The following is a 23657-nucleotide window of genomic DNA, read 5'->3' on the forward strand; positions in this document are numbered from 1 at the left end:
TCAGCCCTCCAGCAGGCGCGCGGCCTGTTGTTGCGGTGTGAGGCCGGCGCCGGCGGCGGCCAGCTGGCGCTCGCGCTCCAGGTTGCGTTCCAGCTGCTGCTTGCCGGCCAGGTACTGTTTGGGCCATGCCGCGCCGGCGTAGCCGATCCGGGCCGCCTCGGCCAGCGTCCAGGCGGGATTGGCCAGATGCGGCCGGCCCACGGCGCACAGGTCGGCGCGGCCGGCGGCGATGATGCCGTTGGCGTGGTCGGCCTCGAAGATGGAGCCGACGGCGATGGTGGCGATGCCGGCCTCGTTGCGCACCCGGTCCGCGAACGGGGTCTGGTACATGCGCCCGTACTGGGGCCGTTCCAGCTTGCTGACCTGGCCCGACGAGCAGTCGATCAGGTCGGCCCCGGCCTGCTTGAACAGGCGCGCGATGCGCACCGCGTCGTCGGGCGTGATGCCGCCTTCGACCCAGTCGTGGGCCGAGATGCGCACGCTCATCGGTTTATGCTCGGGCCACACGGCGCGCACGGCCGCGAACACGCGCAGCGGGAAGCGGCAGCGGTTCTCCAGGCTGCCGCCGTATTCGTCGCCGCGCTCGTTGGTGAGCGGCGAGATGAACGACGACAGCAGGTAGCCGTGCGCGCAGTGCAGCTCCAGCCAGTCGAAGCCCGCCTCCCCGGCCGCCAGCGCGGCGCGCACGAAGTCGGCCTCGATGCGCGCCATGTCGTGCGCCGTGACGGCGCGCGCGGTCTGCGACACGCCGGCCAGGTACTGCTGCGGCGAGGCCGACACCAGCGGCCAGTTGCCCTGCTCCAGCGGCAGGTCGATGCCGTCCCACATGGCGCGGGTGGAGCCCTTGGCGCCCGCGTGGCCCAGTTGCAGCGCGATTTTCGCGTCGCTGTTGGCGTGGACGAAATCGACGATGCGCTTCCACGCGGCCGTGTGTTCGGGCGCGTACATGCCGGGGCAGAACGGCGTGATGCGGGCATCGGCCGACACGCACGTCATTTCCGCGCACACCAGCGCGGCCCCGCCCAGCGCGCGCGCGCCCAGGTGGGCCAGGTGGTAGTCGCCCACGGTGCCGTCCACGGCGCTGTACTGCGCCATCGGCGAGACGACGATGCGGTTCTTGAGCGTGAGCCCGCGCACCTTGAACGGCGTGAACATGGGCGGGATGGCCAGGCTGGCCGGTGGCGGCAGCTGCGCCTGCGAGAACGCGCGCCGCGCGAACCACGCCTCGAAGCGGGCCACGTAGGCCGCGTCGCGCAGCCGCAGGTTCTCGTGCGACAGGCGCTGGCTGCGCGTGAGCATGGAATAGGCGAACTGCTGCGCCTCCATGGCGCTGTAGCGCTCCACGTTCTCGAACCATTCCATCGAGTTGCGGGCCGCGCTCTGGATCTTCAGCACCTCCACCGCCCGCACCTGCTGGTAGGCGGCCAGCGCGGCGGCCGTGTCATCGTGCGCGCCGAAGCAGCGCGCCAGTTCGATCGCGTCCTCCAGCGCCAGCTTGGTGCCCGAGCCGATCGAATAGTGGGCCGAGTGGGCCGCGTCGCCCATCAGCACCACGGGCACGCGGCCGGCCGGCGTGTCGTTCCAGTGCACCCACTGCGCGCACACGATGCGCGGGAATTTGATCCACACGCTGGAGCCGCGCAGGTGGGCCGCGTTCGACATCAGCGCATGGCCGTCGAGCTGCTCGGCGAACAATTGCTCGCACCAGGCGATGCTCTGTTCCTGGCTCATGTCCTCCAGTCCTGCCGCACGCCACACGGTCTCCGGCGTCTCCACGATGAAGGTCGAGGTGTCGCCGTCGTACTGGTAGATGTGGGCCTGGAACCAGCCGTACGGGGTCTGCTTGAAGGCGAAGGTGAAGGCGTCGAACTTCTTCCTCGTGCCCAGCCACACGAAGCGGCACTGGCGCGTTTCGATCTGCGGCGCGAAGCTGGCCGCGTAGCGCGTGCGGATGCGGGAATTGAGGCCGTCGGACGCGATCACCAGGTCGGCCCCGTAGCGGGCGGCCACCTCCTGGTCGTCCGCCACGTCCGTCTCGAACACCAGCCGCACGCCCAGCTCCTCGCAGCGCTGCTGCAGGATGTTGAGCAGGCGCTTGCGCCCGATGCCGCAGAAACCGTGGCCGCCGGAGCTGACCTTGTGGCCTTTGAAGTGGATGTCGATGTCGTCCCAGTGGTTGAACGATTGCAGGATGGCGCGCGCCGTCGGCGCATCGGCCGCCGCCAGGTTGCCCAGCGTCTGGTCGGAAAACACCACGCCCCAGCCGAAGGTGTCGTACGGCCGGTTGCGCTCGATGACGGTGATGACGTGCGCGGGATCCTGCTGCTTCATCAGCAGGCCGAAATACAGCCCGGCCGGGCCGCCGCCTATGCATACGATATTCATGGAGTCGATTCTTTCTGTTTCAGTGTTCACCGTCGTCGCGCAGCTTGAAGCGTTGCAGCTTGCCCGTCTCGGTGCGCGGCAGCGACGACCGGAAGCGCACGGCGCGCGGGTATTTGTACGGCGCGATCTGGCGCTTGACGAATTCCTGCAGTTCGGCCGCCAGCGCGCCGCCGGGCGCGTGGCCGGGCTTGAGCACCACATGGGCTTCCACGATCTGCCCGCGCTCGGCGTCGGCCCGCCCCACCACGCCGCATTCGGCCACGGCCGGGTGGCGCAGCAGCACCTCCTCCACCTCCGGCCCGGCGATGTTGTAGCCGGCCGAGATGATCATGTCGTCCGTGCGCGAGCGGTAGTGGAAGTAGCCCTCCTCGTCCATCTCGTAGGCGTCGCCCGTCAGGTTCCAGCCATTCACCACGTATTCGCGCTGGCGTTCGTCGTCCAGGTAGCGGCAGCCGGTCGGCCCCTGCACGGCCAGCCGGCCGGTCACGCCCGGCCCCACCGGCCTGCCGTCCGCGTCCAGGATGCAGGCCCGGTAGCCGGGCACCGGCTTGCCGGTGGCGCCGGGCCGCACCTGCGCGCCAGAGGCGGAGATGAAGATGTGCAGCAGCTCCGTCGCGCCTATGCCGTCGATCATCTCCAGCCCCGTGGCCTGGCGCCAGGCGTCGCGCGTGGCCAGCGGCAGCGCCTCGCCGGCCGACACGCTCAGGCGCAGGCTGGCGATGTCGTGGTCCGCCGCCAGCGGCGCCATCTGGCGGTAGAACGTGGGCGCGGTGAAGCTGATGGTGGCGCGGTAGTGGCCGATGGCGGCCAGCAGCGTCTCCGGCGTCAGCCTCTCCAGCAGCACGGCGCTGGCGCCCACCCGCAGCGGAAACAGCAGCAGCCCGCCCAGCCCGAACGTGAAGGCCAGCGGCGGCGTGCCGATGAACACGTCGTCCGGGCGCGAGCCGAGCACGGAGCGGGGGAAGCAGTCGCAGATGGCCAGGATGTCGCGGTGAAAATGCATGGTCCCCTTCGGCACGCCCGTGGTGCCGGAAGTGAAGCTGATCAGGCACACATCGTCGGCCGCCGTGTCGACCGCCGCATAGGCGGCCGGCTGGCGCTCCATGCGCGCCTCCAGTCCCGTGGCGCCGGCGCCGGCGCCGAAGTACAGCACGCGCTGCGGCACGCCGGGCGCCGCCTCCATTTCCTCGCGCAGCCCGGCCGCGCACAGCACGGCGTTCACGCGGGCCTTGGCCAGGATCACGCCCAGCTCGCGCGCGCGCAGCAGCGGCATGGTGGGCACGGCCACCAGGCCGGCCTTGAACACGGCCAGGATGGCGGCCGCCATCATCGGCGTGTTGGCGCCGCGCAGCAGCACGCGGTTGCCGGTCTCCAGCCCCAGCTGGCCGCGCAGCACGTGGGCGATGCGGTCGACCTGCTCCAGCAACTGGGCGTAGGTCCACTGCTGGCCGGCGCCACGGATGGCGATGCGCCCGCCGGCGCCGGCCGCCACCGCCCGGTCCAGCAGCTCGGCCACGCAATTGAGCCGGTCCGGATAGCGCAGTTCCGGCAGCTCGAAGCGCAGCACCGGCCACAATTCGGGCGGCGGCAGGTGATCGCGCGTGAATGGGTCGGTGTGGGCGCTGGCGCCCATGGTGGCATGGCTTGCGCCGGCACTGCTGGCAGTCGGTCTGGTCATGGTCGCCCTGAAGTTGGTGGTCGTATCCTCACAGCCTGCGGCAGATACTTTAAACCTAAACTATCTCAACTTCAAGCGCGACGTGGAATGGATGGCGGCGGTTCAAGGTCGGAGCCCGGGGTCTGAACCTCCTCCTGTGCGGTGGCGCGTCCGGCCGGGAAACGGCGAAAGCGACAAACCGGGGCCTGCCGCTCGCGTACGCTATGGGGACAGGGCCTGGCGCGTCAGGCCGGTCTGGCGGGTCACGGCGCGCTGCACGTCCGCCAGCGCGTCCTGCACGGCCGCGCCGGACAGGGGCGCCGCCAGCACGGCCTGCAGGCCGGCGGCCGCGCCGTGCAAACCCAGCGTGGCGCAGCCCGTGTGCAGCCGTTCCAGCCGCAGCCGGGCCTCCTGCAGCTCGCCGCCGTCCAGCAGCTGCTGCAATTCCTGGCCGGCGGCGGCCAGCTGGTTCTGGAATCCACCCAGGTAGGCCAGCAGACGTTCGGCGTTGATGCCCAGCCGCAGCTGGGTGGCGGCCGGGGTTTCGGCCGCGTGTTCCGGGGTGCCGGCCGCCGGCGGCGGCGGAGCGAGGAAGCGCGCCAGGTGCACCCGCACCTGCTCGGCCTGGAATGGTTTGACCACGTAGCCGGCCGCGCCCGACGCGGTGGCCAGTTGCACCGTGTCGCCATCGGTGGCCGACGTCACCAGCACGAACGGCATCGCTTGCAGCGCCGGGTGCTGCTTGACCCGCTGCAGCAGTTCCATGCCCGACAGGCGCGGCATGCGCAGGTCGCAAAAACAGATGGCCGGGCGCAGTCCCGCCTCCAGCTGCTGCCACGCGTCGGCGCCATCCTCCGCCTCCACGATCTCGAAGCTGCCGCAGCTGTCGACCAGGTGCATCAGCACCATGCGCGACACGACATCGTCATCCACCACCAATACTTTCATCTTGCTCTCCAGTGCCCGTGCGCGCGCTGGCGGCGCCGGTGGCGTCCGCGTCTGGCACCGCCTCCATCTTACCCGATCAGCACCGTTTCCCGACAGGGCGCGGCGGCGAAAAAATCACAGCGCGGCGGCGGCGGCCGTCTGTTCCAGCAGCTGGCGCAGGCGCGGCAGGCCGGCCTCGATCTGCGCCCAATAGCCATGGTCGGCCGCCAGTTCCAGCTCGCCGCACAGCGCCTGCAGCTCCTGCTCCTCCAGGTAGCCGGCGCTGCCCTTGATGCCGTGCAGCAGACGCCCGGCCGCCTCGCCGTCGCGGGCGGCCAGCGCGCGATCGAGCTCGGCCAGCCGGCCCGGCACGTCCGCCAGGAAGGCGCCGCGCAGGCGCGCGCGCAAGTCGCCCTTGCCGCTGTGCTGGGCCGCGCGGGCCGATTCCGGGCCGGCCGGCGCCACGCCGAACATGGCGTCCAGGTCCGCCGTGGCGGCCGCCGGCGCGCGGCGCGGCTCCATGCGCGGCAGCGCCACGCCGCGCTGCAACTGGCGCTCGATGGCGCGGCTCAGCTGCATGTGCAGCGCCGCCTCGTCGATCGGCTTGGTCAGGAAGTCGTCCATGCCGGCGGCCAGGTAGCGGCTGCGGTCCTCCTCGCTGGCGTTGGCCGTGAGGGCGATGATCATCAGTTCCTGGTCGCGCACCGGCGCGTCCGGCGCGCCGCCCGAGCGGATCAACCGGGTGGCGCTGGCGCCGTCCATCTCCGGCATGCGGCCGTCCATCAGGATCAGGTCGTAGCGCGTCATCGAACACGCCTTGACGGCCAGCAGGCCGTTGGCCGCGATGTCGACCTTGTGGCCCAGTTCCTCCAGCATCATGCGGATGATGATCTGGTTGGTGGGGAAGTCCTCCGCGCACAGCACCTTGAGCTGGTGGCTGTGCGGCTCGCGCGGCACGTGCGGCAGCAGCGGCGGCGCCACCCCGTTGGCCAGCGGCAGTTCGAACGAGAAGGTGCTGCCCACGCCCGGCGTGCTGGCCACGCGGATCTCGCCGCCCATCAGTTCGACCAGCTGGCGGCAGATGGCCAGGCCCAGCCCCGTGCCGCCGTAGCGCCGGGTGGTGGTGGAGTCGGCCTGCTCGAATTTCTGGAACAGGCGCGACATGGCGTCGGCCGGAATGCCGATGCCCGAATCGGCCACCGTGAAGCGGATCAGGTTCACGCCCGGCGGCGCGTCCACCCCGCCCTGCGACTGGCCCGGCGCCACCCGTTCCACCCGCATGCGCACCGCGCCGCGCTGGGTGAACTTGAAGGCGTTGCCCACCAGGTTGACCAGCACCTGGCGCAGGCGGGTGGGGTCGCCCACCACGAACTGCGGCAGGCCGTCGCCGAACTCCAGGCTGAAGCCCACGCTGTGGGCGGCGGCCTGCTCCTCGAACAGGCTGACCACGTTCTCCACCGCCGCCGCCAGCGCGAAGTCGATGTTCTCGATGGTCAGCTTGCCCGCCTCGATCTTGGAGAAGTCGAGCAGGTCGTTGATGATCGACAGCAGCGACTGGGCGTTGACCTGGCCGCGCAGGATCTGCTCGCGCGTGCTCTCCTGCAGCTGGCTGTCGCGCAGCGCGAAGCTCAGCATGCCGATCACGCCGGCCAGCGGGGTGCGCATCTCGTGGCTCATGTTGGCCAGGAACTCGGACTTCTGGCGCGTGGCGTCTTCCGCCTTCTGCTTGGCCAGCCGCAGCCGCTCGTCGTTCTCCTGCAGGGTGCGGTTGGCCAGCGCCAGCTCGTCCGTGTGCAGCCGCACCTGGCGCTCCTGCAGCAGCAGCTGCTCCTGCGTCAGCCGCAGCGCCTGCAGGGCCTCCTCCAGCTGCTGGTAGGCGCGCGCGTTCTCCAGGCCCACCGCCGCGTGGGCGGCCAGCGTCTGCAGCATGTCCAGGTGCACCTGCTGGTAGGCGTGCTTGCCCTCGCTCTGCACGCACAGCAGGCCCACCACCTTGTCGTTGACCACCAGCGGCACGTAGATCATGGAGCGCGCCATGGCCGGCGGCACGCCGTCCTCGCGCATGCACGGCACGTTCTGGCTCGCGCCCGTGTCGTCCACGTAACGATGGTACTCGGCGTCGATGTCGTTGATGAACACTTCGCTGCGGTGGTTCACGCACCACACGGCCAGCTGGTTGGGGTTGTCGAGCCGGCGCGTGTAGGGCAGCGTGCGCACCCCGCTCTCGATGGCGAACGGGAATTCGATGATGCCGCGGTCCTCCTGCACGAAGCCGATGCCGAACATCTGGGCGTCCATCAGGTGGTGCACGTGGCGGTACAGGGTGCGCATGGCCGTCTCCATGTCCAGCGTGGCGCTCATCTCGCGTCCCAGTTCGCTCAGCACGGAGATGTTGCGGTGGGCCTGCTCCACGTTCTCCTTCTGCCGCTCCACTTCCTGCTTCTGGCGCTCGGTGTCGACGCGGCACTGCTCGGCCTCGGCGCGCTGGCTCTCGGCCTCGAGCCGGCGCTGCTCCAGCTCCTGCGTCTGCTGGCGCAGCAGCAGGTTCTTCTGCTCCACCTCGGCCGTGCGCAAGCTCACCTGCTGCTCCAGCACCGTCTTCTGGCGCCGCAGTCCGCGCATGCGGGCCTGGTAGGCCGCGTAGCCGGCCGTCGCCAGCGCCACGGCGGCCAGGGTGCGGAACCACCACGTCTTCCAGAACGGCGGACGGATGGTGATGACGAGGCTGGCGGCGTTGTCGTTCCAGATGCCGTCCTTGTTGGCGGCCTTGACGCGGAACGTGTACTGGCCCGGGTCGAGGTTGGTGTAGGTGGCGAAGCGCTTGGTGGAGTCGGTCACCACCCAGTCCTTGTCGAAGCCCTGCAGCTGGTAGGCGAAGCGGTTGCGCTGCGGGGCGGCGTAGTGCAGCGCCGTGAATTCGAGCGAGAACACGGAGTCGGCCTGGTCCAGCGTGAGCGCGCTGGTGTGCTCGATGGCGCCGCTCAGCACCTTGCCGTGCGCGCCCTGCCCCGGCCGCAGCGACTTGTTGAACACCTGGAAGTCGGTGATCGCCACCGTGGGCGCCACGCTGTTCTCGCGCACCTCGGCCGGCGCGAACGCCGTGATGCCGTTGAAGCCGCCGAAGTACAGCGTGCCGTCGGCCGTGCGCAGGGCCGCGCCGTCGAAATAGGCGCCTTCGATGGTGCCGTCGGCGCCCGAGTAGTTGCGCACCAGGCCGGTGCGCATGTTCAGCCGCGACAGGCCGGTGTTGGTGCTCAGCCAGAGGTGGCCGGCGCCGTCGGGCAGGATCGAGGCGATGGCGTCGTCGCTGATGCCGTCGCGGCGCAGGTAGCGCTGGAATGCCACGCCGCCGTCCGGCCGCTGCACCATGCGATTGAGGCCGGCGGCCGTGCCGACCCAGATCGTGCCCTGCTCGTCCTCGTACAGGTAGTGCACCTCGTCGTGACTGAGGCTGGTGGGGTCGGCCGGGTCGCGCCGGAAGTGGCGGAAGCGGCCGCTCTTGCGGTCCAGCAGATCGAGGCCGTTGAAGGTGCCCACCCACAGGTTGCCGCGCTTGTCCTCGAGGATGGGGCGCACCACGTTGTCGGCCAGGCTGACGCTGTCGGCCGGATCGTGGCGGTAGGTGTGGCTGGCGCCCGTGCGCGGGTCGAAGCGGTGCAGGCCGCCGCGCGAGGCGATCCACAGCAGGCCGCCGCGGTCGCCGACGATGTTGCGGATGGTGTCGCCGGCCGGGTCGCCGTGCGAGAACGACCAGGCCCGCATGGCGCCGCTGGCCGCGTCCATGCGGTTGATGCCGGCCCGCCCGCCTATCCACAGGTTGCCGCCGGCGTCGCGCCACAGGGCCGTCACCAGGTCGTCGCTCAGGCCGCCGGGCGCGTGGCGCCAGGTGCGCGCGTGGCCGGTGGCCGGGTCGTACAGATTGAGGCCGGCGCTGGTGCCCAGCCACAGCTGGCCATGGCCGTCGGCCACGATGGCGCGCACCTTGTTGTCCGACAGGGCCTGCGGCTGGTCGGCCTGGCGCACCAGCCGCGCGAAGCCGCCGCTGCCCATGTCGACCCGGCTCACGCCGTCGTTCCAGGTGCCGACCCAGAACGTGCCGACGCGGTCGCGGAACAGGGCCGAGATCTGGTCGTCGGCCACGCTGTGGCTGTCGCCCAGCTGGTGGCGGTACTGGGCCAGCCGGTTCTCGCGCGGCAGCCAGCGGTACAGGCCATCGGCGCCGCTGCCTATCCACAGGTTGTGTTCGCTGTCCTGGTAGATGGCCGTGATGTTGCCGCCCTTGAGGCCTTCGCGCGCGCCCAGCCGGTAGCGCCGGGGCGCGCCCTCGCCCAGCTGCCACCGCTCCAGCCCGGCCAGCGAGCCCACCCACAGCGCGCCATCCTGGTCCAGCTGCAGGGCCGCCACGAAGTTGGCCTTGGCGTCGGGCGCCGTGTCGAGCTGGAAGTGCTGGAAGCGGCTGGCGCCCGGCGCCAGCATGTCGAGCCCCGTGGCCGTGCCCACCCACAGCCGGCCGGACCAGTCGCGCACCAGCGCGTTGACCTGGTCGTCGACCAGGCTGGCCGCGTCGGCGTCGTCGTGGTGCCAGCTGGTGAAGCGGGCGCTGGCCGGGTCGAAGTGGTGCAGGCCGTCGCCGGTGGCCAGCCACAGGCCGCCCAGGCCGTCGTCGACGATGGCGCGCACGTGGCGGTTGCCGTTGCCGCGCTTGGCCGATTCGTGCGGCAGGAAGTGGTCGAAGCCGCGGGTGCGCGGGTCGTAGCGGTCGAGGCCACCGTCGGTGCCCACCCACAGCCGGCCGGCGCTGTCGAGGTGCAGCACGCGCACCCAGTTGTCGCCCAGGCTGTGCGGGTCCGACACCAGGCTCTTGTAGGTGACGGTGCGGTAGCCGTCGAAGCGGGTCAGGCCGGCCTGGGTGCCGAGCCAGATGAAGCCTTGCTTGTCCTGCGCGATGGCCAGCACCGATTCCTGCGCCAGCCCGTGCTCCACCGTCAGCTGCTCGAAGCGCAAGGTGCGCGGCGGCGCGCCGGCGCTGGCCGTGTGCAGGCCGGCGGCCCACAGCAGGGCGGCCGGCAACAGCAACAGACTACAGAGACGTCGGATCAACAACGGCACACGGATTCCATCCCCTCGGTTCAACTGTCGAAAAAGGCCAGCACGTCGTCCTTGCGCAGCTGCGTGTCGCGCTGGCCAAGGCGAATCAACTCGCCAGTATACGTCGATTCGAACAACAGGTACGACGCGAGCGCCGCGCCGCGCGTTTCGGTCGCGCCTATCCCGCCCAGCATGGTGCGGATCGGCACCGGCAGACTGGCGATGTGGCGGCCGGCGATCTCGTCCAGCCGCTCGGACGGCGCGATCACCAGCAGCTTGACCGGCTTGAGCGGCGTCTTGCTCAGGTGCTCCTCGGGCAGCAGCGACAGCGTCTTGTTGACCCGCTCCAGCCGTTCGATGTCCACCGCCAGGCTGTCGAGGAAGATGGACGACATGGCGTGGCCGGCGATCTGCGCCAGGCTCGGATAGCGCGCCGCGCCGTCGGCGGCGCTGCGCGGCGGCTCCGACAGGCGGCCCGCGCCCACCACCAGCACCTTGCTCGCGCCCAGGTGGATGGCCGGCGAGATCGGCGCGATCTGGCGCATGGTGCCGTCGCCGCAGTATTCGCGGTGGCCGCCCAGGTACAGCGGCGTGGCCGGGAAGATGAAGGGGATGGCCGACGAGGCCAGCAAGTGCTCGATGCCGATCTGGTCCTGCAGCGCCACGCGCTGCATGCGCACCCACGGCGCGATCTCGGCCGCCGTCTGGTAGAACGTGATGTGCTCGCCGCCGCTGTAGGACGAGGCGGTGACGGCCAGCGCGTGCAGCAGGCCCTCGGACAGCACGCTGTCGAGCCGCGGCAGGTCCAGCATGCGGTGCAGCAGCGACACCAGCGGCGTGTTGTCGAGCAGGGACTGGGGCGGCGTGGCGCGCCATTTGCGCAGCAGCCAGCCGAACGACAGCAGCGACAGCCAGCGTGCGCCGGAGCGGATCACGCCCAGCGAGTCGGCCCGGTACACCTGGTCCACCTTGATGTGCTGCCACACGTCGAGCAGGCGCTGCACGCCCTCGCTGAAGTTGTCGGCGCGGCAGGCCAGCGCGGTGGCGTTGATGGCGCCGGCCGAGGTGCCGCAGATGATGTCGAACGGGTTGCGCGCCGGCGGCCAGCCCGCTTCCCACAGTATCTCCGAGATGGCCTGTAGCACGCCGACCTGGTAGGCGGCCCGGGCGCCGCCTCCGGTCAGGATCAGGCCTGTTTTCTTTTGTATTCCCATGCGGTCAAGAGTAGCAGGGTATGGCGCCGTTGGGGAAGGCATGGCACCACTTTCGCGTCACGATCGCGCGGGATAGCCACAGCGGGACCTAATCGCCCAGCGCCACGCCCTCGCGGCGCGGATCGGCGCCGCCGAACCACACCGGCTTGCCGTCCACCGTGCGGCGCTGGATGCCCTGCAGGCCGGAGTTCTGGTCGAACTGGCGCACTTCGTGGCCGCGCGCGATCAGCCGCGCCACCACCTCGGGCGCCACCCTGCCCGCCTCCAGCTCGGTGGGGCCGTTGCGGCTGCCGAAGTTGGGCAGGTTGATCGCCTGCTGCACGTCCAGCCCCCAGTCCAGCGTCCCCACCAGCACCTTGGCCACGTAGTTGATGATGGACGAACCGCCCGGCGAGCCGGTGGCCAGCACCAGCTGGCCCGTGGCGCGCTCGAACACCAGCGTGGGCGACATTGCGCTGCGCGGGCGCTTGCCGGCCTGCACCCGGTTGGCCACGGGGCCATCGGCGTCGACGGCGTCGAACGAGAAGTCGGTCAGCTGGTTGTTGAGCAGGAAGCCGTCCACCATCTGGCGCGAGCCGAACGCGTCCTCCACCGAGGTTGTCATGGACAGGCCGTTGCCGGCGCCGTCGACCGCCACCAGGTGCGAGGTCGAGGGCCGGTCGAGGGCCGTGTCGGTGCCCCACGCCACCTGCATGCCATCGGGGGTGCCGAACGGCGCGCTGCCCATCGAGCGCGGGCCGATCAGCGCCGCGCGGCGGGCCAGGTAGCCTTTGTCGAGCATGGCCGCCACGCCGCGCCCCGGCAGCGGCACGAAGTCGGTGTCGGCCACGTAGTGGTTGCGGTCCGCGTAGGCCAGCCGGCCGGCCTCGCTGAACAGGTGGATGGCGTCCGCGTCGAGCATGCCGTTGACCGGCTTGTAGGGGCTGATGTCCTTGAACGACAGGATGCCCAGCATCTGCGCGATGGCGATGCCGCCCGACGATGGCGGCGGCGCGCCGCACACGGTCCAGAGCTTGTAGTCGCTGCACACGGGCGCGCGCTCCTTCGCGCGGTAGCCGGCAATATCGCTCGCCGTCAGCAGGCCAGGATTGGTGGGATGGGCCGCCACCTTGGCCGCGATGTCGCGCGCGATGCGCCCTTTGTAGAAGGCGTCGGCGCCGCCGGCGGCGATCTCGCGCAGGCTGCGCGCCAGTTCCGGGTTCTTCAGCACGTGGCCCACGGGCCAGGGCTGGCCCTTGGCGTCGTAGAAGTAGGCCGCCGCCACCGGGTCTTGCGCCAGATAGCGCTCATGCTCCAGCAAGGCGTGCAGACGCGGACTGACGGCGAAGCCTTGGTCGGCCAGCTTGATGGCCGGCGCGAACAGGCTGGCCCATGGCAGCTTGCCGTGTGCGCGGTGCGCCAGTTCCAGCATGCGCAGCACGCCGGGTGCGCCCACGGAACGCCCGCCGATGATGGCGGCCGCGCGCGACAGCGGCTGGCCGCTCTTGTCCTGGAACAGGTGCTCGTCGGCCGCCGCCGGCGCCGTCTCGCGGCCATCGTACGATTGCACGCGCTTGCCGTCGAAGTACATGAGGAAGGCGCCGCCGCCGATGCCCGACGATTGCGGCTCCACCAGGTTCAGCACCATCTGGGTGGCGATGGCCGCGTCGATCGCGCTGCCGCCCCGGCGCAGCACGCGGTAGCCGGCATCGGCGGCCAGCGGATTGGCGGCCGCCATCATGAACTTGTGGGCGACAACGCCTTGCTTGGCCTGGTAGCCGGTGGCGATTTCGGGCGCGGGGGTGGCGTCCTGCGCCAGCGCCGGCGACAGTGCCAACGACAGCGGCAACGACAACAGGCCGCCCAGCGCCAGGGCCGGGGCCAGAGACTTCAAACGTAGCATGCGGGCTCCCAATGAAAAAGGCGCGCGACCAGGGCCGCGCGCCCGTTGATTCAGCCATCCTACACGAAATCGATTATTTCGGCTGCATGCGGATCGCGCCGTCCAGACGAATAGTTTCGCCATTCAACATGACGTTTTCGATGATGGCCTTGGCCAGGTGCGCGTACTCGGCCGGCTTGCCCAGGCGTGGTGGGAACGGCACCATGGCGCCCAGCGCCTGCTGCACTTCGGCCGGCATGCCCAGCAACATCGGGGTTTCGAAGATGCCGGGGGCGATGGTCATCACGCGGATGCCGCTGCGCGACAGGTCGCGCGCCATCGGCAGCGTCATGCCGGCCACGGCCGCCTTGGACGAGGCGTAGGCCGCCTGGCCGATCTGGCCGTCGAACGCGGCCACGGAGGCCGTGTTGATGATGATGCCGCGCTCGCCCTGCTCGGTGGCCGCCGTCTTGCCCATGGCGTCCGCCGCCAGGCGGGCCATGTTGAAGGTGCCCACCAGGTTGATGTTGACGGTGCGCTGGAACACGTCCAGCGGGTGCGGGCCATCCTTGCCCACGGTCTTGACGGCCGGCGCCACGCCGGCGCAGTTGACCAGGCCGCGCAGCGTGCCCAAGGCCTGGGCGGCGGCCACCACGGCCTGGCCGTCCGCCTCCGACGTCACGTCGCACTTGACGAAGGTGCCCTTCAGTTCAGCGGCCAGCGCCTGGCCCGCCTCCACTTGCACGTCGGCCAGCACCACCTTGCCGCCCGCCGCCACGATCATGCGGGCCGTGGCCGCGCCCAGGCCCGAAGCGCCGCCGGTGATGATGAATACATTGTCTTGAATCTGCATGTCCGTCCTCTGTCAGTTGGGAAAATCGTGCGCGTGGCCGGTGACCGGCCATTAACGTTAACGTAAACGTCAATTGTAGCGAACTTTGGCCGCTGCGCGCGAAAAACCGTGCCTTCCTGTTGCAGCGCCGCAAAGCGCCATGGATGGGCTATGGATGCGCTAGGGGCGCGCTATTGGCACTGCAGCCACACGCCGTCGCGCAGGCACAGTTGTCCCGAGGGGGAGATGGTGGTGTTGCCCCCGGCGCCGGTGTGGCGCACGCCGGCCGCGTCGTAGCAGCCGCCCGCGTCGCAGGTGGTCGCGGGCGTGGGACGCGGGGTCTGGTGCAGCGGCGGCGATGGCGGCAGCGGCGGCGCCACGGCCGTGCGCGGCACGGGACGCGCCGGCATGGTGGGGATGATGGCCATCACCGAACGGCGCGCCTTCGGATGACGCGTGGGCGCGGTGCGGCACGGCTCGACGGCCAGGTGCTTGCCGTCGGCGCTCAGCGTGCACACGGGCAGGCGCGCATATTGATCCGGCGGCAGCTGGCTCGCCTCGACGGCGGCGGGAGCCTCGTGCGGCGCCGGCTTCCCGGTCTGCGCGGCGGCAGCGCCGGCCATCCACACACCCGCCCCCAGCAACAACAGACAGCGGCGGATCGGGCGGGCGGTCATGGCGGACCTCAGCGCGGCGGCGGCGTGTTGGGCGGCGGGTAGCTGCCGGGCCCCTGCTGCGACTCGGTCATCATGCGGCCGGCCACGGGCACGCGGTGGCCCTGCGCGTACATGCACTGCTGATAGGCGTAGTCGTAGCGCCGCTGCAGGTTGTTGCCCGAATAGTTGCCCGCGTCGGCGCCGGCCATGGTGCCCATGGCCAGGCCCACGCCCGCGCCCGAACCGGCGCCGCGCCCGCCATCGACGGCCGCGCCCAGCGCCGCGCCCACCAGCGTGCCGAGAGCGGCGCTGCGCACCGTGCTGTCGGCGGCGGCCTGCTCGGCCGTGCCGCCCACCTGCGACTGCGCATAGCCGCGGCAACTGAAGTCGTCGGCGCGGAATTGATCAAAGGTCTTGCCCGTGCCCGGCAGCACCAGCGCGCTGGGGCCGGTGGGCATGGAGACGCAGCCCGCCAGCAACACGGGCAGCAGCACGACGGGCAAAACGATAAGGGACTGGGAACGCTTCATTGCGCTGGCTCCGGTTTCGGTTTGACTTCTTCCGGCGATACGGCACGCCACGCCGTGCGGCATTCTTTGACGTACGGGTAATAGCCGGGTGGATTGTTGCAGTAGTACCAGAACTGGACGGGCGGCATCGGCGGCGCGCCCTGCTCGATGTACACGGGCGGCGGGGCCGGGGCCGGATACACGGGATCGTAGGAATAGTAACGGCGGTAGTAGGGATCGTAGAAAGGATCCGCATACCACGGCGCGGGCCAGAACAGCGGTGCGCCGATCACCACGCCCACATGGGTGCGGACATGGGAGTGACCGCCGGGATGGCCGCCGCCCCGGTGCGACCGGGATTGGGCCTGGACCGGCGCGCATGCCAGCGCCGCCGTCAACAACGCCAGCATCACCGCCGGCTTGAAAGTCTTCATCGCGTCACCTCGTCAAGTGCTACGCCATGCGACCATTATCGGCTGATCGGCGCGGCCTTGCCAGAGGCGGATACAATTCGACACGCTGGAATCCAACAGAACTTGACGGCGCCGGGGTCGTCGCCCCCGGGCGCGCGCCCGGGAAGCGCGCCCCGGGCGCCCCGCCGGTCGCCGGCCGTGATTACTGCGTCTTGCCGGCCTCCTCCTTCGGCATGGCCGGCTCCGCTGGCGACTGCACCACCGGCATGGCCGGCGCCGTGGCGGCCGGCATGGCCACATGGGCCGCCACCGGCGCGCTCACGGCCAGCCAGCCCGTGGCCGGCAGCAGCGGCACCAGCAGCAGCGCCACGATGTTGATGATCTTGATCAACGGATTGACGGCCGGGCCGGCCGTGTCCTTGTACGGGTCGCCCACGGTGTCGCCGGTCACGGCCGCCTTGTGCGCGTCCGACCCCTTGCCGCCGAAGTTGCCGTCCTCGATGTATTTCTTGGCGTTGTCCCAGGCGCCGCCGCCCGTCGTCATCGAGATGGCGACGAACAGGCCGGTGATGATGGTTCCCATCAGCATGCCGCCCAGCGCGGCCGGGCCCAGCAGCATGCCCACCACGATCGGCACCACCACCGGCAGCAGCGACGGCATGATCATTTCCTTGATGGCCGAGGCGGTCAGCATGTCCACCGCCTTGTCGTACTGCGGCTTACCGCTGCCATCCATGATGCCCTTGATGTCGCGGAACTGGCGCCGCACCTCCACCACCACGGCGCCGGCCGCGCGGCCCACGGCCTCCATCGCCATGGCGCCGAACAGGTAGGGCACCAGGCCGCCGATGATCAGGCCCACGATCACCATCGGGTTGGACAGATCGAAGCTGATCGACTTGCCCGACGATTCAAGCGCGTGCGTGTAGTCGGCGAACAGCACCAGCGCGGCCAGGCCGGCCGAACCGATGGCGTAGCCCTTGGTGACGGCCTTGGTGGTGTTGCCCACCGCATCCAGCGGGTCGGTGATGGCGCGCACGGATTCGGGCATGCCCGACATCTCCGCGATGCCGCCCGCGTTGTCCGTGATGGGGCCGTAGGCGTCGAGCGCGACGACGATGCCGGCCATCGACAGCATGGAGGTGGCGGCGATGGCGATACCGTACAACTGCCCCAGCTGGTAGGAGACCAGGATGGCGGCGCACACGGCCAGCACCGGCAAGGCGGTGGACTTCATCGACACGCCCAGGCCGGCGATGATGTTGGTGCCGTGGCCGGTGGTGGACGCCTCGGCGATGTGGCGCACCGGATGGAAGTCGGTGCCCGTGTAGTATTCCGTGATGTAGACCATCAGCCCGGTCAGTACGATGCCGACCAGCGCGCAGCCCATCATCTTCATGCGCATGGCGTCGTCGCCCCACAGCTGCCAGGTGACGACGGCGAAGCCGATCAGCGACAGGCCCGCCGCCCACCACAGCCCCGTGTACAGGGCCGACATGATCTTCTTGCCCGGCTTGGCCTTGACCATCGAGCAGCCGATGATGGAGGCGATGATGGACACCGCGCCCAGCAGCAGCGGATAGACGATGGCCGTGGTGGGCGCGGCCGTGATGGCCAGCGCGCCCAGCAGCATGGTGGCGATCAGCGTCACCACATAGGTTTCGAACAGGTCGGCCGCCATGCCGGCGCAGTCGCCCACGTTGTCGCCCACGTTGTCGGCGATCACGGCCGGGTTGCGCGGGTCGTCCTCGGGAATGCCGGCTTCCACCTTGCCCACCAGGTCGGCGCCCACGTCCGCGCCCTTGGTGAAGATGCCCCCGCCCAGACGGGCGAAGATGGAGATCAGGGAGGCGCCGAAGGCCAGGCCGATCAGCGGCTGGATCACGTCATGCTCGCTGACGGCCGTGCCGCGCGCGCCCGACACCAGCATCATGTAGAACAGGGTCACGCCCAGCAGGCCCAGGCCCACCACCAGCATGCCGGTGATGGCGCCGCCCTTGAAGGCGACGTCGAGCGCTTCGTTCATGCCCTTGGTGGCCGCCTGCGCCGTGCGCACGTTGGCGCGCACCGAGACGTTCATGCCGATGAAGCCGCAGGCGCCCGACAGCACGGCGCCGAGCAGGAAGCCCAGCGCCGTGTGGGTGCCCAGCAGCGCGAAGATCAGCACCAGCAGCACCACCCCGACAATGGCGATGGTACGGTACTGGCGCGCCAGGTAGGCCGCCGCGCCCTGCTGGATGGCCAGCGCGATTTCCTGCATGCGCGGGTTGCCCGCGTCCTGCCTCAAAATCCAGCTGCGCGACCACAAACCGTAAAGCACGGCGAACACGCCGCACGCCACTGCAAACCAAAGACTAGCTGCCATAGTTTCCCCTTGTTCTTGTTAATCAAGCTCGTCAACACACTCAGATAACCGCCGACCATGCCTTGTAAGCATGCGCAGCCAACTAACCTGCGTACTGCACTTTTTTATGAAACGGGATGGCATCCATCGCTGGACGCGGAACGCGCGGGCGTTCCTGCGGGCGCGACGCCCGCAAAAAAGCGGACCGTAGTCCGCTTCCTTACTGCTTATTCCGACAGTGCCGCGAATGCAGCGTCGCGGATCTCATCGACTGGTCCCACGCCGCTGATGCGACGATATTTCGGCGCACCTGGCTGGCCGCTCTGGGCCCAGTTGTTGTAGTAGCCGAGCAGGACTTCGGTCTGGTTGTGGTACACGTCCAGACGCTTCTGCACGGTTTCGACCTTGTCGTCGTCGCGCTGCACCAGGTCTTCGCCGGTGACGTCGTCCTTGCCTTCCACCTTGGGCGGATTGAATTTCACGTGGTAGACGCGGCCCGAGCCGGGGTGGCTGCGGCGGCCGGACATGCGCTCGACGATCATGTCGTCCGGCACGTCGATTTCCAGCACGTAGTCGACGGCCACGCCGGCTTCCTTCATGGCGTCGGCCTGCGCGATGGTGCGCGGGAAGCCGTCGAACAGGTAGCCGTTCTCGCAATCGCACTCTTTCAGGCGATCCTTGACCAGACCGATGATGATGTCATCCGACACCAGGCCGCCGGCGTCCATCACCTTCTTGGCCGCCAGGCCCATCTCCGTGCCAGCCTTGATGGCCGCGCGCAGCATGTCGCCGGTGGAGATTTGCGGAATGTTGTATTTCTCTTTGATGAAATTGGCTTGGGTGCCCTTGCCGGCACCGGGTGCTCCTAACAGAATGAGACGCATGAAGTTTCCTAAGACAGATTTGAAATGGTAATCGTAATAATTATTGTGCTGGTGGCTGGTGTGGCTATCTTTGTACGAAACTTACCACAAAACTTCGCCGCAACGCCACTCCGCCAACGTTTTGCGTTCGTTAATTGATGTCTCCCCGCCTGAATCGCGTTATTCCGTATGAATACCGCACTGTTCGAATCTTTATAGCGGGGATTATTTACGGGCACCTTACGGGTTGCAGCCCGGGTCGCAGCCCGGTCGCAGCCCGTGGCGCGGTCAGCGATAGTGCTGGCGCACCCGTTCCAGATCCTCGGGGGTATCCACGCCGGCGGCCGGGGCCGCGTCCGTCACGTGGACGGCGATCGGGTAGCCGTGCCACAGCACGCGCAGCTGTTCGAGCGCCTCGATCTGCTCCAGCGGCGACTGCTCCAGCGCCGGGTAGGCTTGCAGGAAATCGTTGCGGTAAGCGTACAGGCCGATATGGCGCAGCGGCACGTAGCCGGCCGGCAGCGTGGCGCGGTCCTGCGCGAACGCGTCGCGGTGCCACGGGATGGTGGCGCGCGAGAAATACAGCGCGCGGCCGGCCTTGTCCAGCACCACCTTGACCACGTTGGGGTTGAAGGCGTCGGCCGCGTCGTGCAGCGGATGGGCGCAGGTGGACATGGGCACGTCGGCCGAGATGCGGGCGGCGGCGGCCGTCAGCAGGGTGGGATCGATCAGCGGTTCATCGCCCTGCAGGTTGACCACCACCGCGTCCGGCGGCAGCTGCATCAGGCGCGCCACCTCGGCGATGCGGTCGGTGCCGGACGGATGGTCGGCGCGCGTCATGCACGCCTCCACGCCGTGCGCGGCGCAGGCGGCGCGGATGTCCTCATGGTCGGTGGCGACGATGATGCGTGCGGCGCCCGCCTCGCGCGCGCGCTCGGCAACGCGCACCACCATCGGCTTGCCGCCCAGATCGGCCAGCGGCTTGTTGGGCAGCCGGGTCGAGGCCAGCCGCGCCGGGATGATGACGGTGAAACCCACTTATTCCGCCGTGTCCTGCAGCGTGCGGGCCTGGTCGGTCCACATGATGGGGATGCCGTCGCGGATAGGGAATGCCAGGCGGTCGCCCTTGCAAATCATCTCCTGCGCCTTTTTATCGTACACCAGCGGCCCTTTGCATACAGGGCAAACCAGGATATCAAGCAGTCTTGCGTCCACGGCATTTCTCCACAATGAGTCCGGCCAGCGCGGCGTCGATGCGCGCCGTGACCGGGACCACCCACAGGCGCGGGTCGTCTTTGAGTTCGTCAATTTGCGCACATTTTACTGCATCCTTCTCCGTCATCAAGATCACATCGGCGTCCAGGCCATCGAAAGGACGGTCGCGGAAGTCGTGATGATCGGGCAAAGGCAGCTCGGTGCACGCGAGGCCGGCGGCGCGCAGCATGTTGAAAAAGCGCGCCGGATTGCCGATGCCGGCCGCCGCCGCCAGCCGCGCGCCGGGCCGGGCCAGCGACGCCAGCGGCACCCGGCGGGCGCGGTCGCACAGTTGCTCCGCCACCTCGCCGACGAGGCGCATCTGGAACGGCGCCGGGTCGCCCACGGCGCGCGCCAGCGCCGGCGTCAGTTCCGGCGCGTTGACGACGGTGACGTCGCGCCGGCGCGAACGCGGCTCGCGCAGCGGCCCGGCCGGCAGCAGCCAGCCATTGCCGGCGCCACGGCCGTCGAACAGGATGATTTCCACATCGCGCTGCAAGGCGTAATGCTGCAGGCCGTCGTCGGTGAGCACGATGTCGGTGTCGGGATGGGCGGCCAGCAGCGCGCGGCCGGCGGCGGCGCGGTCGCGCCCCACCACCACCGGACAGCCGGTGCGCTGGGCGATCAGCAGCGGCTCGTCGCCGACCTGTTGCGCGGTCGAGTCCGCCGTCACGGCGCGCGATGTGGCACCGTCGCCGCCATGGCCGCGCGAGATCACGCCGGGCCGCATGCCGGCCTGTTGCAAGGCCTGCACCAGCCAGATCGTGAGCGGCGTCTTGCCGGTGCCGCCGATGAAGATGTTACCCACCACCACCACCGGCACGGGCAGCCGGTGCGAAGCCAGCCAACCGGCCCGGAACAGCAGGCGGCGCACGGCGCTGAGCGCGCCGAACAGCAGCGACACCGGCCACAGCGCGCACGCGAGCGGGCCGCGCCGCAGCCAGGCGCGCGTCAGCGTGGTGGCCAGTGCGGATTCACCTGTGTGCCGGGCCGAGGGCTGGGCCGGCGCCACCTCGCGCATGGGCGCGGCGCCCGGCTTACTTGGCGCCACCTGTCTGCGCCGCGAAAGTGAGCTTGTCGTAGCCGGCGATGCGGGCCGCCTCCATCACGTTGACCACCATCTGGTGCATCGCGAACTGGTCGGCGTTGATGATGACCACCGGCGTCTTGCCGGCCTGCGCGCCCTGCCCTTCGGCGGCGGCCGACTTCATGGCGGCAGCGAAGCCGGCCACGTCGTGGAACGACACCGGCTGCTTGTTGATCGTGTAGTTGCCCTTGGCGTCGACCGTGATGTTGAGCTCGAACGGCCGCTCCAGCTGCTTTTCCGCGTCCGCCGTCGGCAGCGTGATCTGCAGTTCCGTGAACTTGCTGTAGGTGGTCGTCACCATCAGGAAGATCAGGATCACCAGCAGCACGTCGATGAACGGGATCAGATTGATTTCGGGATCGTCGCGGCCCCGCCCTTTGCGAAAATTCATGCCAGGCTCCGCTTACTTGCGCTTGCTGTGCACGACGTCGACGAACTTGACGGCCTGCTGCTCCATCTCGATCACGAAACTGTCGACCAGCGCGCGGAAGTGGCGGTAGAACACCAGCGTGGGCATGGCGATGGCCAGGCCGAAGCCGGTGTTATACAGGGCCACGGAAATGCCGTGCGCCAGCTGGGCCGGATTGGCGCCGCTGCTCGTTTGCGAACCGAAAATCTCGATCATGCCGACCACCGTGCCGAACAGGCCCATCAGCGGCGCCAGGCTGGCGATGGTGCCCAGCGTGGTCAGGAAGCGTTCCAGCGTGTGGGCCACGCCGCTGCCGGCCTCCTCGATCGACTCCTTCATCACCTCGCGCGGCGCCTCGATGTTGCGCAGCGCGGCGGCCAGCACCACGCCCAGCGGCGAGTTGTTCTCCAGCTTGTCGATGATATCGGCTGTGACGTTGCCGCTGCGGTAGACCCGCACCACTTCGTCCAGCAACTGGCGCGGCAGGATGCGGGCGCGGCGCAGGTACAGCAAGCGTTCGACGATCAGCGCCATCGCCACGATGGAAGCGACCAACAACAGCCAGATAGGCCAACCTGCAGCTTGTAAGATGGCGAGCAAAACGAACTCCTGTAAAAAAACCGCTGAACCTGTGAATGCCATGCGCGCCGCGCGCGACCAAGCGGCAATGTATCTTGTTGGGCCGCAGTCGGCAAGTAGCGCGTGCCTGCCCCCTCCCCGCGCGCCCGTCCGCCTGTGGGTTTTGCACATAATCTGTGGATAAGATTGTTGGCAAACCAATTGGCAACTGGAAATAGCGTTGATTTATAAGGATTTTTTCTTGCTGCGCAAAAACACGGCACGGCAAAAAAGGCGGGTTCAGGTCCGATATTGGGACATGAGCTCACCTGAACTGCCGAACGCATGTCTGAATGTTGTACCTGACCCCGACGTGGAGTTCTCAACAAATTCTGTGGACAAAATTGTGTGCAATAGCCAGTTACCTATGCTAAGTCATTGATTTACTGGGACTTAGTTTTCCAGCCCAAAAATGTCGCAGCTATCGGCTAGCGTGGGCCGATAAATTGGAGCAAAGAGCAGCAAAGTTTGTGCCCACTTCTGCACATATTCTGTTGATAAGATTGTGCGCAAGGCAGCTCTTACTGTCGGAAGTCCTTGATTTGAAAGAACATTGTTTCCCTGAGCAAAAAACAAGCATCCGGGTGGCAACGGGTGTCTTATAGCACTCTGCATATGGTTTTATGGCAATTTCTGACGAGCGCGACAGCGGTTTCCACAGTTCTGCACATAAATTGTGGATAAGATTGTTAGCAAGGGATATGCCAAATACACAAACCGTTGTTTTATAAGGATAATTTCACCCTGCGCAAAAAAGGCGCATGGTGGGACTGGTGTATAAGTGGCGACTTCAGCGCAACGGGGCGCTCGTCGGCCTGTGCAGTTCTACACATTTAATGTGGATAAGATTGTGAGCAAGGAACATGGCTTCAGGAAATGTCATTGATTTATAAGGAATTTTTTGCACTGCTCAAAAAGATGGCAAAGCTTGCAATCTGCTATTTTTTGCCAAGGAAAAGCCTGTTATCCACCACGGCCATGGGGAACGAGGGCGATATTTGCAGGCTATGGCGCGCGCCCGGCACTTCTGCACATTTTGTGTGGATAAGATTGTGTGCAAGGCCGTGGCTCCGGAAGGAAGTGTTTGATTTATATAAGATTTATTTCCATGCGCAAAAATCGAGCATGTATTCGCCGGCCCGTGCGGCGCAGCCAGCCAGGCGCTGCCAGTTATTCAGGCAGCGCGCAGCGCTGGCGAACACAGCCAAGTTCTGCACATCTTCTGTGGATAAAAGTGTGCGCAAAGACCGGGATTCGATACTAAGTCATTGTTTTGTCACAATATACGTCCGCTGCGCAAATTTTAAGCATTACAAAATCAGCAATTCGAAAATAACTATCGATCACAAAAAGTTCCGCACATCTTCTGTGGATAACTTTGTGCGTAACCGCAGGTGCTTAGCGCAAAGTGCTTGATCCATAAGGCTTTTTCCCTTCTGCATGCAAATGGGGCAGTATTCTTTCTCTTTTAAAATCATATGTTTAGATTAAACACTTGCCGTTTACTGTGATATATGACATAAGCATGACCTCCGCGCAG

Annotated in this window: 18 protein-coding genes; 1 reads left to right on the forward strand and 17 read right to left on the reverse strand. The window is 68.0% G+C overall.

What is annotated here, in order from left to right; translation table 11 throughout:
* From AC1RQG_RS06145 to AC1RQG_RS06225, 17 genes are all read right to left on the reverse strand, one after another.
* Positions 1–2385, reverse strand: coding sequence for a bifunctional salicylyl-CoA 5-hydroxylase/oxidoreductase (locus tag AC1RQG_RS06145; RefSeq protein WP_493129377.1), 2385 nt, complete (start codon positions 2383–2385; stop codon positions 1–3).
* Positions 2386–2404: 19 nt separating this feature from the next.
* Positions 2405–4063: an AMP-binding protein gene (locus tag AC1RQG_RS06150; RefSeq protein ID WP_493129379.1), complete on the reverse strand. Its 1659-nt coding sequence runs from the start codon at positions 4061–4063 to the stop codon at positions 2405–2407.
* Positions 4064–4264: 201 nt separating this feature from the next.
* Positions 4265–4990, reverse strand: coding sequence for a response regulator (locus tag AC1RQG_RS06155; RefSeq protein ID WP_493129381.1), 726 nt, complete (start codon positions 4988–4990; stop codon positions 4265–4267).
* Positions 4991–5104: 114 nt separating this feature from the next.
* Positions 5105–10078: a two-component regulator propeller domain-containing protein gene (locus AC1RQG_RS06160; protein WP_493129383.1), complete on the reverse strand. Its 4974-nt coding sequence runs from the start codon at positions 10076–10078 to the stop codon at positions 5105–5107.
* Positions 10079–10098: 20 nt separating this feature from the next.
* Positions 10099–11271: a patatin-like phospholipase family protein gene (locus AC1RQG_RS06165; RefSeq protein WP_493129385.1), complete on the reverse strand. Its 1173-nt coding sequence runs from the start codon at positions 11269–11271 to the stop codon at positions 10099–10101.
* Between the two features lie 88 nt (positions 11272–11359).
* Complete coding sequence (gene ggt, locus AC1RQG_RS06170) at positions 11360–13153, reverse strand: gamma-glutamyltransferase (RefSeq protein WP_493129387.1); 1794 nt, start codon at positions 13151–13153, stop codon at positions 11360–11362.
* Positions 13154–13226: 73 nt separating this feature from the next.
* On the reverse strand, positions 13227–13985 hold the full coding sequence (locus tag AC1RQG_RS06175) for a 3-hydroxyacyl-CoA dehydrogenase (RefSeq protein WP_493129389.1): 759 nt from the start codon (positions 13983–13985) through the stop codon (positions 13227–13229).
* Positions 13986–14155: 170 nt separating this feature from the next.
* Complete coding sequence (locus tag AC1RQG_RS06180) at positions 14156–14641, reverse strand: hypothetical protein (protein ID WP_493129391.1); 486 nt, start codon at positions 14639–14641, stop codon at positions 14156–14158.
* 8 nt (positions 14642–14649) lie between these two features.
* Positions 14650–15150 carry a hypothetical protein gene (locus tag AC1RQG_RS06185; protein WP_493129393.1) on the reverse strand — a complete coding sequence of 167 codons (501 nt, stop codon included), beginning with the start codon at positions 15148–15150 and terminating at the stop codon, positions 14650–14652.
* Positions 15147–15563, reverse strand: coding sequence for a hypothetical protein (locus AC1RQG_RS06190; RefSeq protein WP_493129395.1), 417 nt, complete (start codon positions 15561–15563; stop codon positions 15147–15149). Before AC1RQG_RS06190 ends, AC1RQG_RS06185 begins: the two co-directional genes overlap by 4 nt.
* A 181-nt stretch (positions 15564–15744) precedes the next feature.
* Complete coding sequence (locus AC1RQG_RS06195) at positions 15745–17907, reverse strand: sodium-translocating pyrophosphatase (protein WP_493129397.1); 2163 nt, start codon at positions 17905–17907, stop codon at positions 15745–15747.
* Positions 17908–18113: 206 nt separating this feature from the next.
* On the reverse strand, positions 18114–18770 hold the full coding sequence (adk, locus tag AC1RQG_RS06200) for an adenylate kinase (RefSeq protein ID WP_493129399.1): 657 nt from the start codon (positions 18768–18770) through the stop codon (positions 18114–18116).
* A gap of 267 nt (positions 18771–19037) precedes the next feature.
* Positions 19038–19787, reverse strand: coding sequence for a 3-deoxy-manno-octulosonate cytidylyltransferase (gene kdsB / locus AC1RQG_RS06205; RefSeq protein ID WP_493129401.1), 750 nt, complete (start codon positions 19785–19787; stop codon positions 19038–19040).
* On the reverse strand, positions 19788–19964 hold the full coding sequence (locus AC1RQG_RS06210; RefSeq protein WP_493129403.1) for a Trm112 family protein: 177 nt from the start codon (positions 19962–19964) through the stop codon (positions 19788–19790). It abuts the gene before it with no gap.
* Positions 19945–21024: a tetraacyldisaccharide 4'-kinase gene (gene lpxK, locus AC1RQG_RS06215; protein WP_493130019.1), complete on the reverse strand. Its 1080-nt coding sequence runs from the start codon at positions 21022–21024 to the stop codon at positions 19945–19947. The genes AC1RQG_RS06210 and lpxK overlap by 20 nt, the downstream gene beginning before the upstream one ends.
* A 16-nt stretch (positions 21025–21040) precedes the next feature.
* A complete protein-coding gene (locus tag AC1RQG_RS06220) occupies positions 21041–21481 on the reverse strand; it encodes an ExbD/TolR family protein (protein ID WP_182161396.1) in 441 nt (146 codons plus the stop codon).
* A gap of 12 nt (positions 21482–21493) precedes the next feature.
* On the reverse strand, positions 21494–22099 hold the full coding sequence (locus AC1RQG_RS06225; RefSeq protein ID WP_493129406.1) for a MotA/TolQ/ExbB proton channel family protein: 606 nt from the start codon (positions 22097–22099) through the stop codon (positions 21494–21496).
* A 900-nt stretch (positions 22100–22999) separates the two neighbouring features.
* Between AC1RQG_RS06225 and AC1RQG_RS06230 the strand changes: the two genes are divergently transcribed.
* Positions 23000–23533 carry a hypothetical protein gene (locus AC1RQG_RS06230; protein ID WP_493129408.1) on the forward strand — a complete coding sequence of 178 codons (534 nt, stop codon included), beginning with the start codon at positions 23000–23002 and terminating at the stop codon, positions 23531–23533.
* Positions 23534–23657 lie beyond the last annotated feature (124 nt).

The organism is Rugamonas sp. GW822-FHT03B10, from assembly GCF_058801745.1.

Bases quoted from the DNA above. Each gene is read 5' to 3' on its own strand.
- AC1RQG_RS06165 (WP_493129385.1), bottom strand. From the start codon at position 11,271: ATGGGAATACAAAAGAAAACAGGCCTGATCCTGACCGGAGGCGGCGCC.
- AC1RQG_RS06180 (WP_493129391.1), bottom strand. From the start codon at position 14,641: ATGACCGCCCGCCCGATCCGCCGCTGTCTGTTGTTGCTGGGGGCGGGT.
- AC1RQG_RS06185 (WP_493129393.1), bottom strand. From the start codon at position 15,150: ATGAAGCGTTCCCAGTCCCTTATCGTTTTGCCCGTCGTGCTGCTGCCC.
- AC1RQG_RS06145 (WP_493129377.1), bottom strand. From the start codon at position 2,385: ATGAATATCGTATGCATAGGCGGCGGCCCGGCCGGGCTGTATTTCGGC.
- lpxK (WP_493130019.1), bottom strand. From the start codon at position 21,024: ATGCGCGAGGTGGCGCCGGCCCAGCCCTCGGCCCGGCACACAGGTGAA.
- AC1RQG_RS06220 (WP_182161396.1), bottom strand. From the start codon at position 21,481: ATGAATTTTCGCAAAGGGCGGGGCCGCGACGATCCCGAAATCAATCTG.
- AC1RQG_RS06150 (WP_493129379.1), bottom strand. From the start codon at position 4,063: ATGACCAGACCGACTGCCAGCAGTGCCGGCGCAAGCCATGCCACCATG.
- ggt (WP_493129387.1), bottom strand. From the start codon at position 13,153: ATGCTACGTTTGAAGTCTCTGGCCCCGGCCCTGGCGCTGGGCGGCCTG.
- adk (WP_493129399.1), bottom strand. From the start codon at position 18,770: ATGCGTCTCATTCTGTTAGGAGCACCCGGTGCCGGCAAGGGCACCCAA.
- AC1RQG_RS06195 (WP_493129397.1), bottom strand. From the start codon at position 17,907: ATGGCAGCTAGTCTTTGGTTTGCAGTGGCGTGCGGCGTGTTCGCCGTG.
- AC1RQG_RS06155 (WP_493129381.1), bottom strand. From the start codon at position 4,990: ATGAAAGTATTGGTGGTGGATGACGATGTCGTGTCGCGCATGGTGCTG.
- AC1RQG_RS06175 (WP_493129389.1), bottom strand. From the start codon at position 13,985: ATGCAGATTCAAGACAATGTATTCATCATCACCGGCGGCGCTTCGGGC.
- AC1RQG_RS06190 (WP_493129395.1), bottom strand. From the start codon at position 15,563: ATGAAGACTTTCAAGCCGGCGGTGATGCTGGCGTTGTTGACGGCGGCG.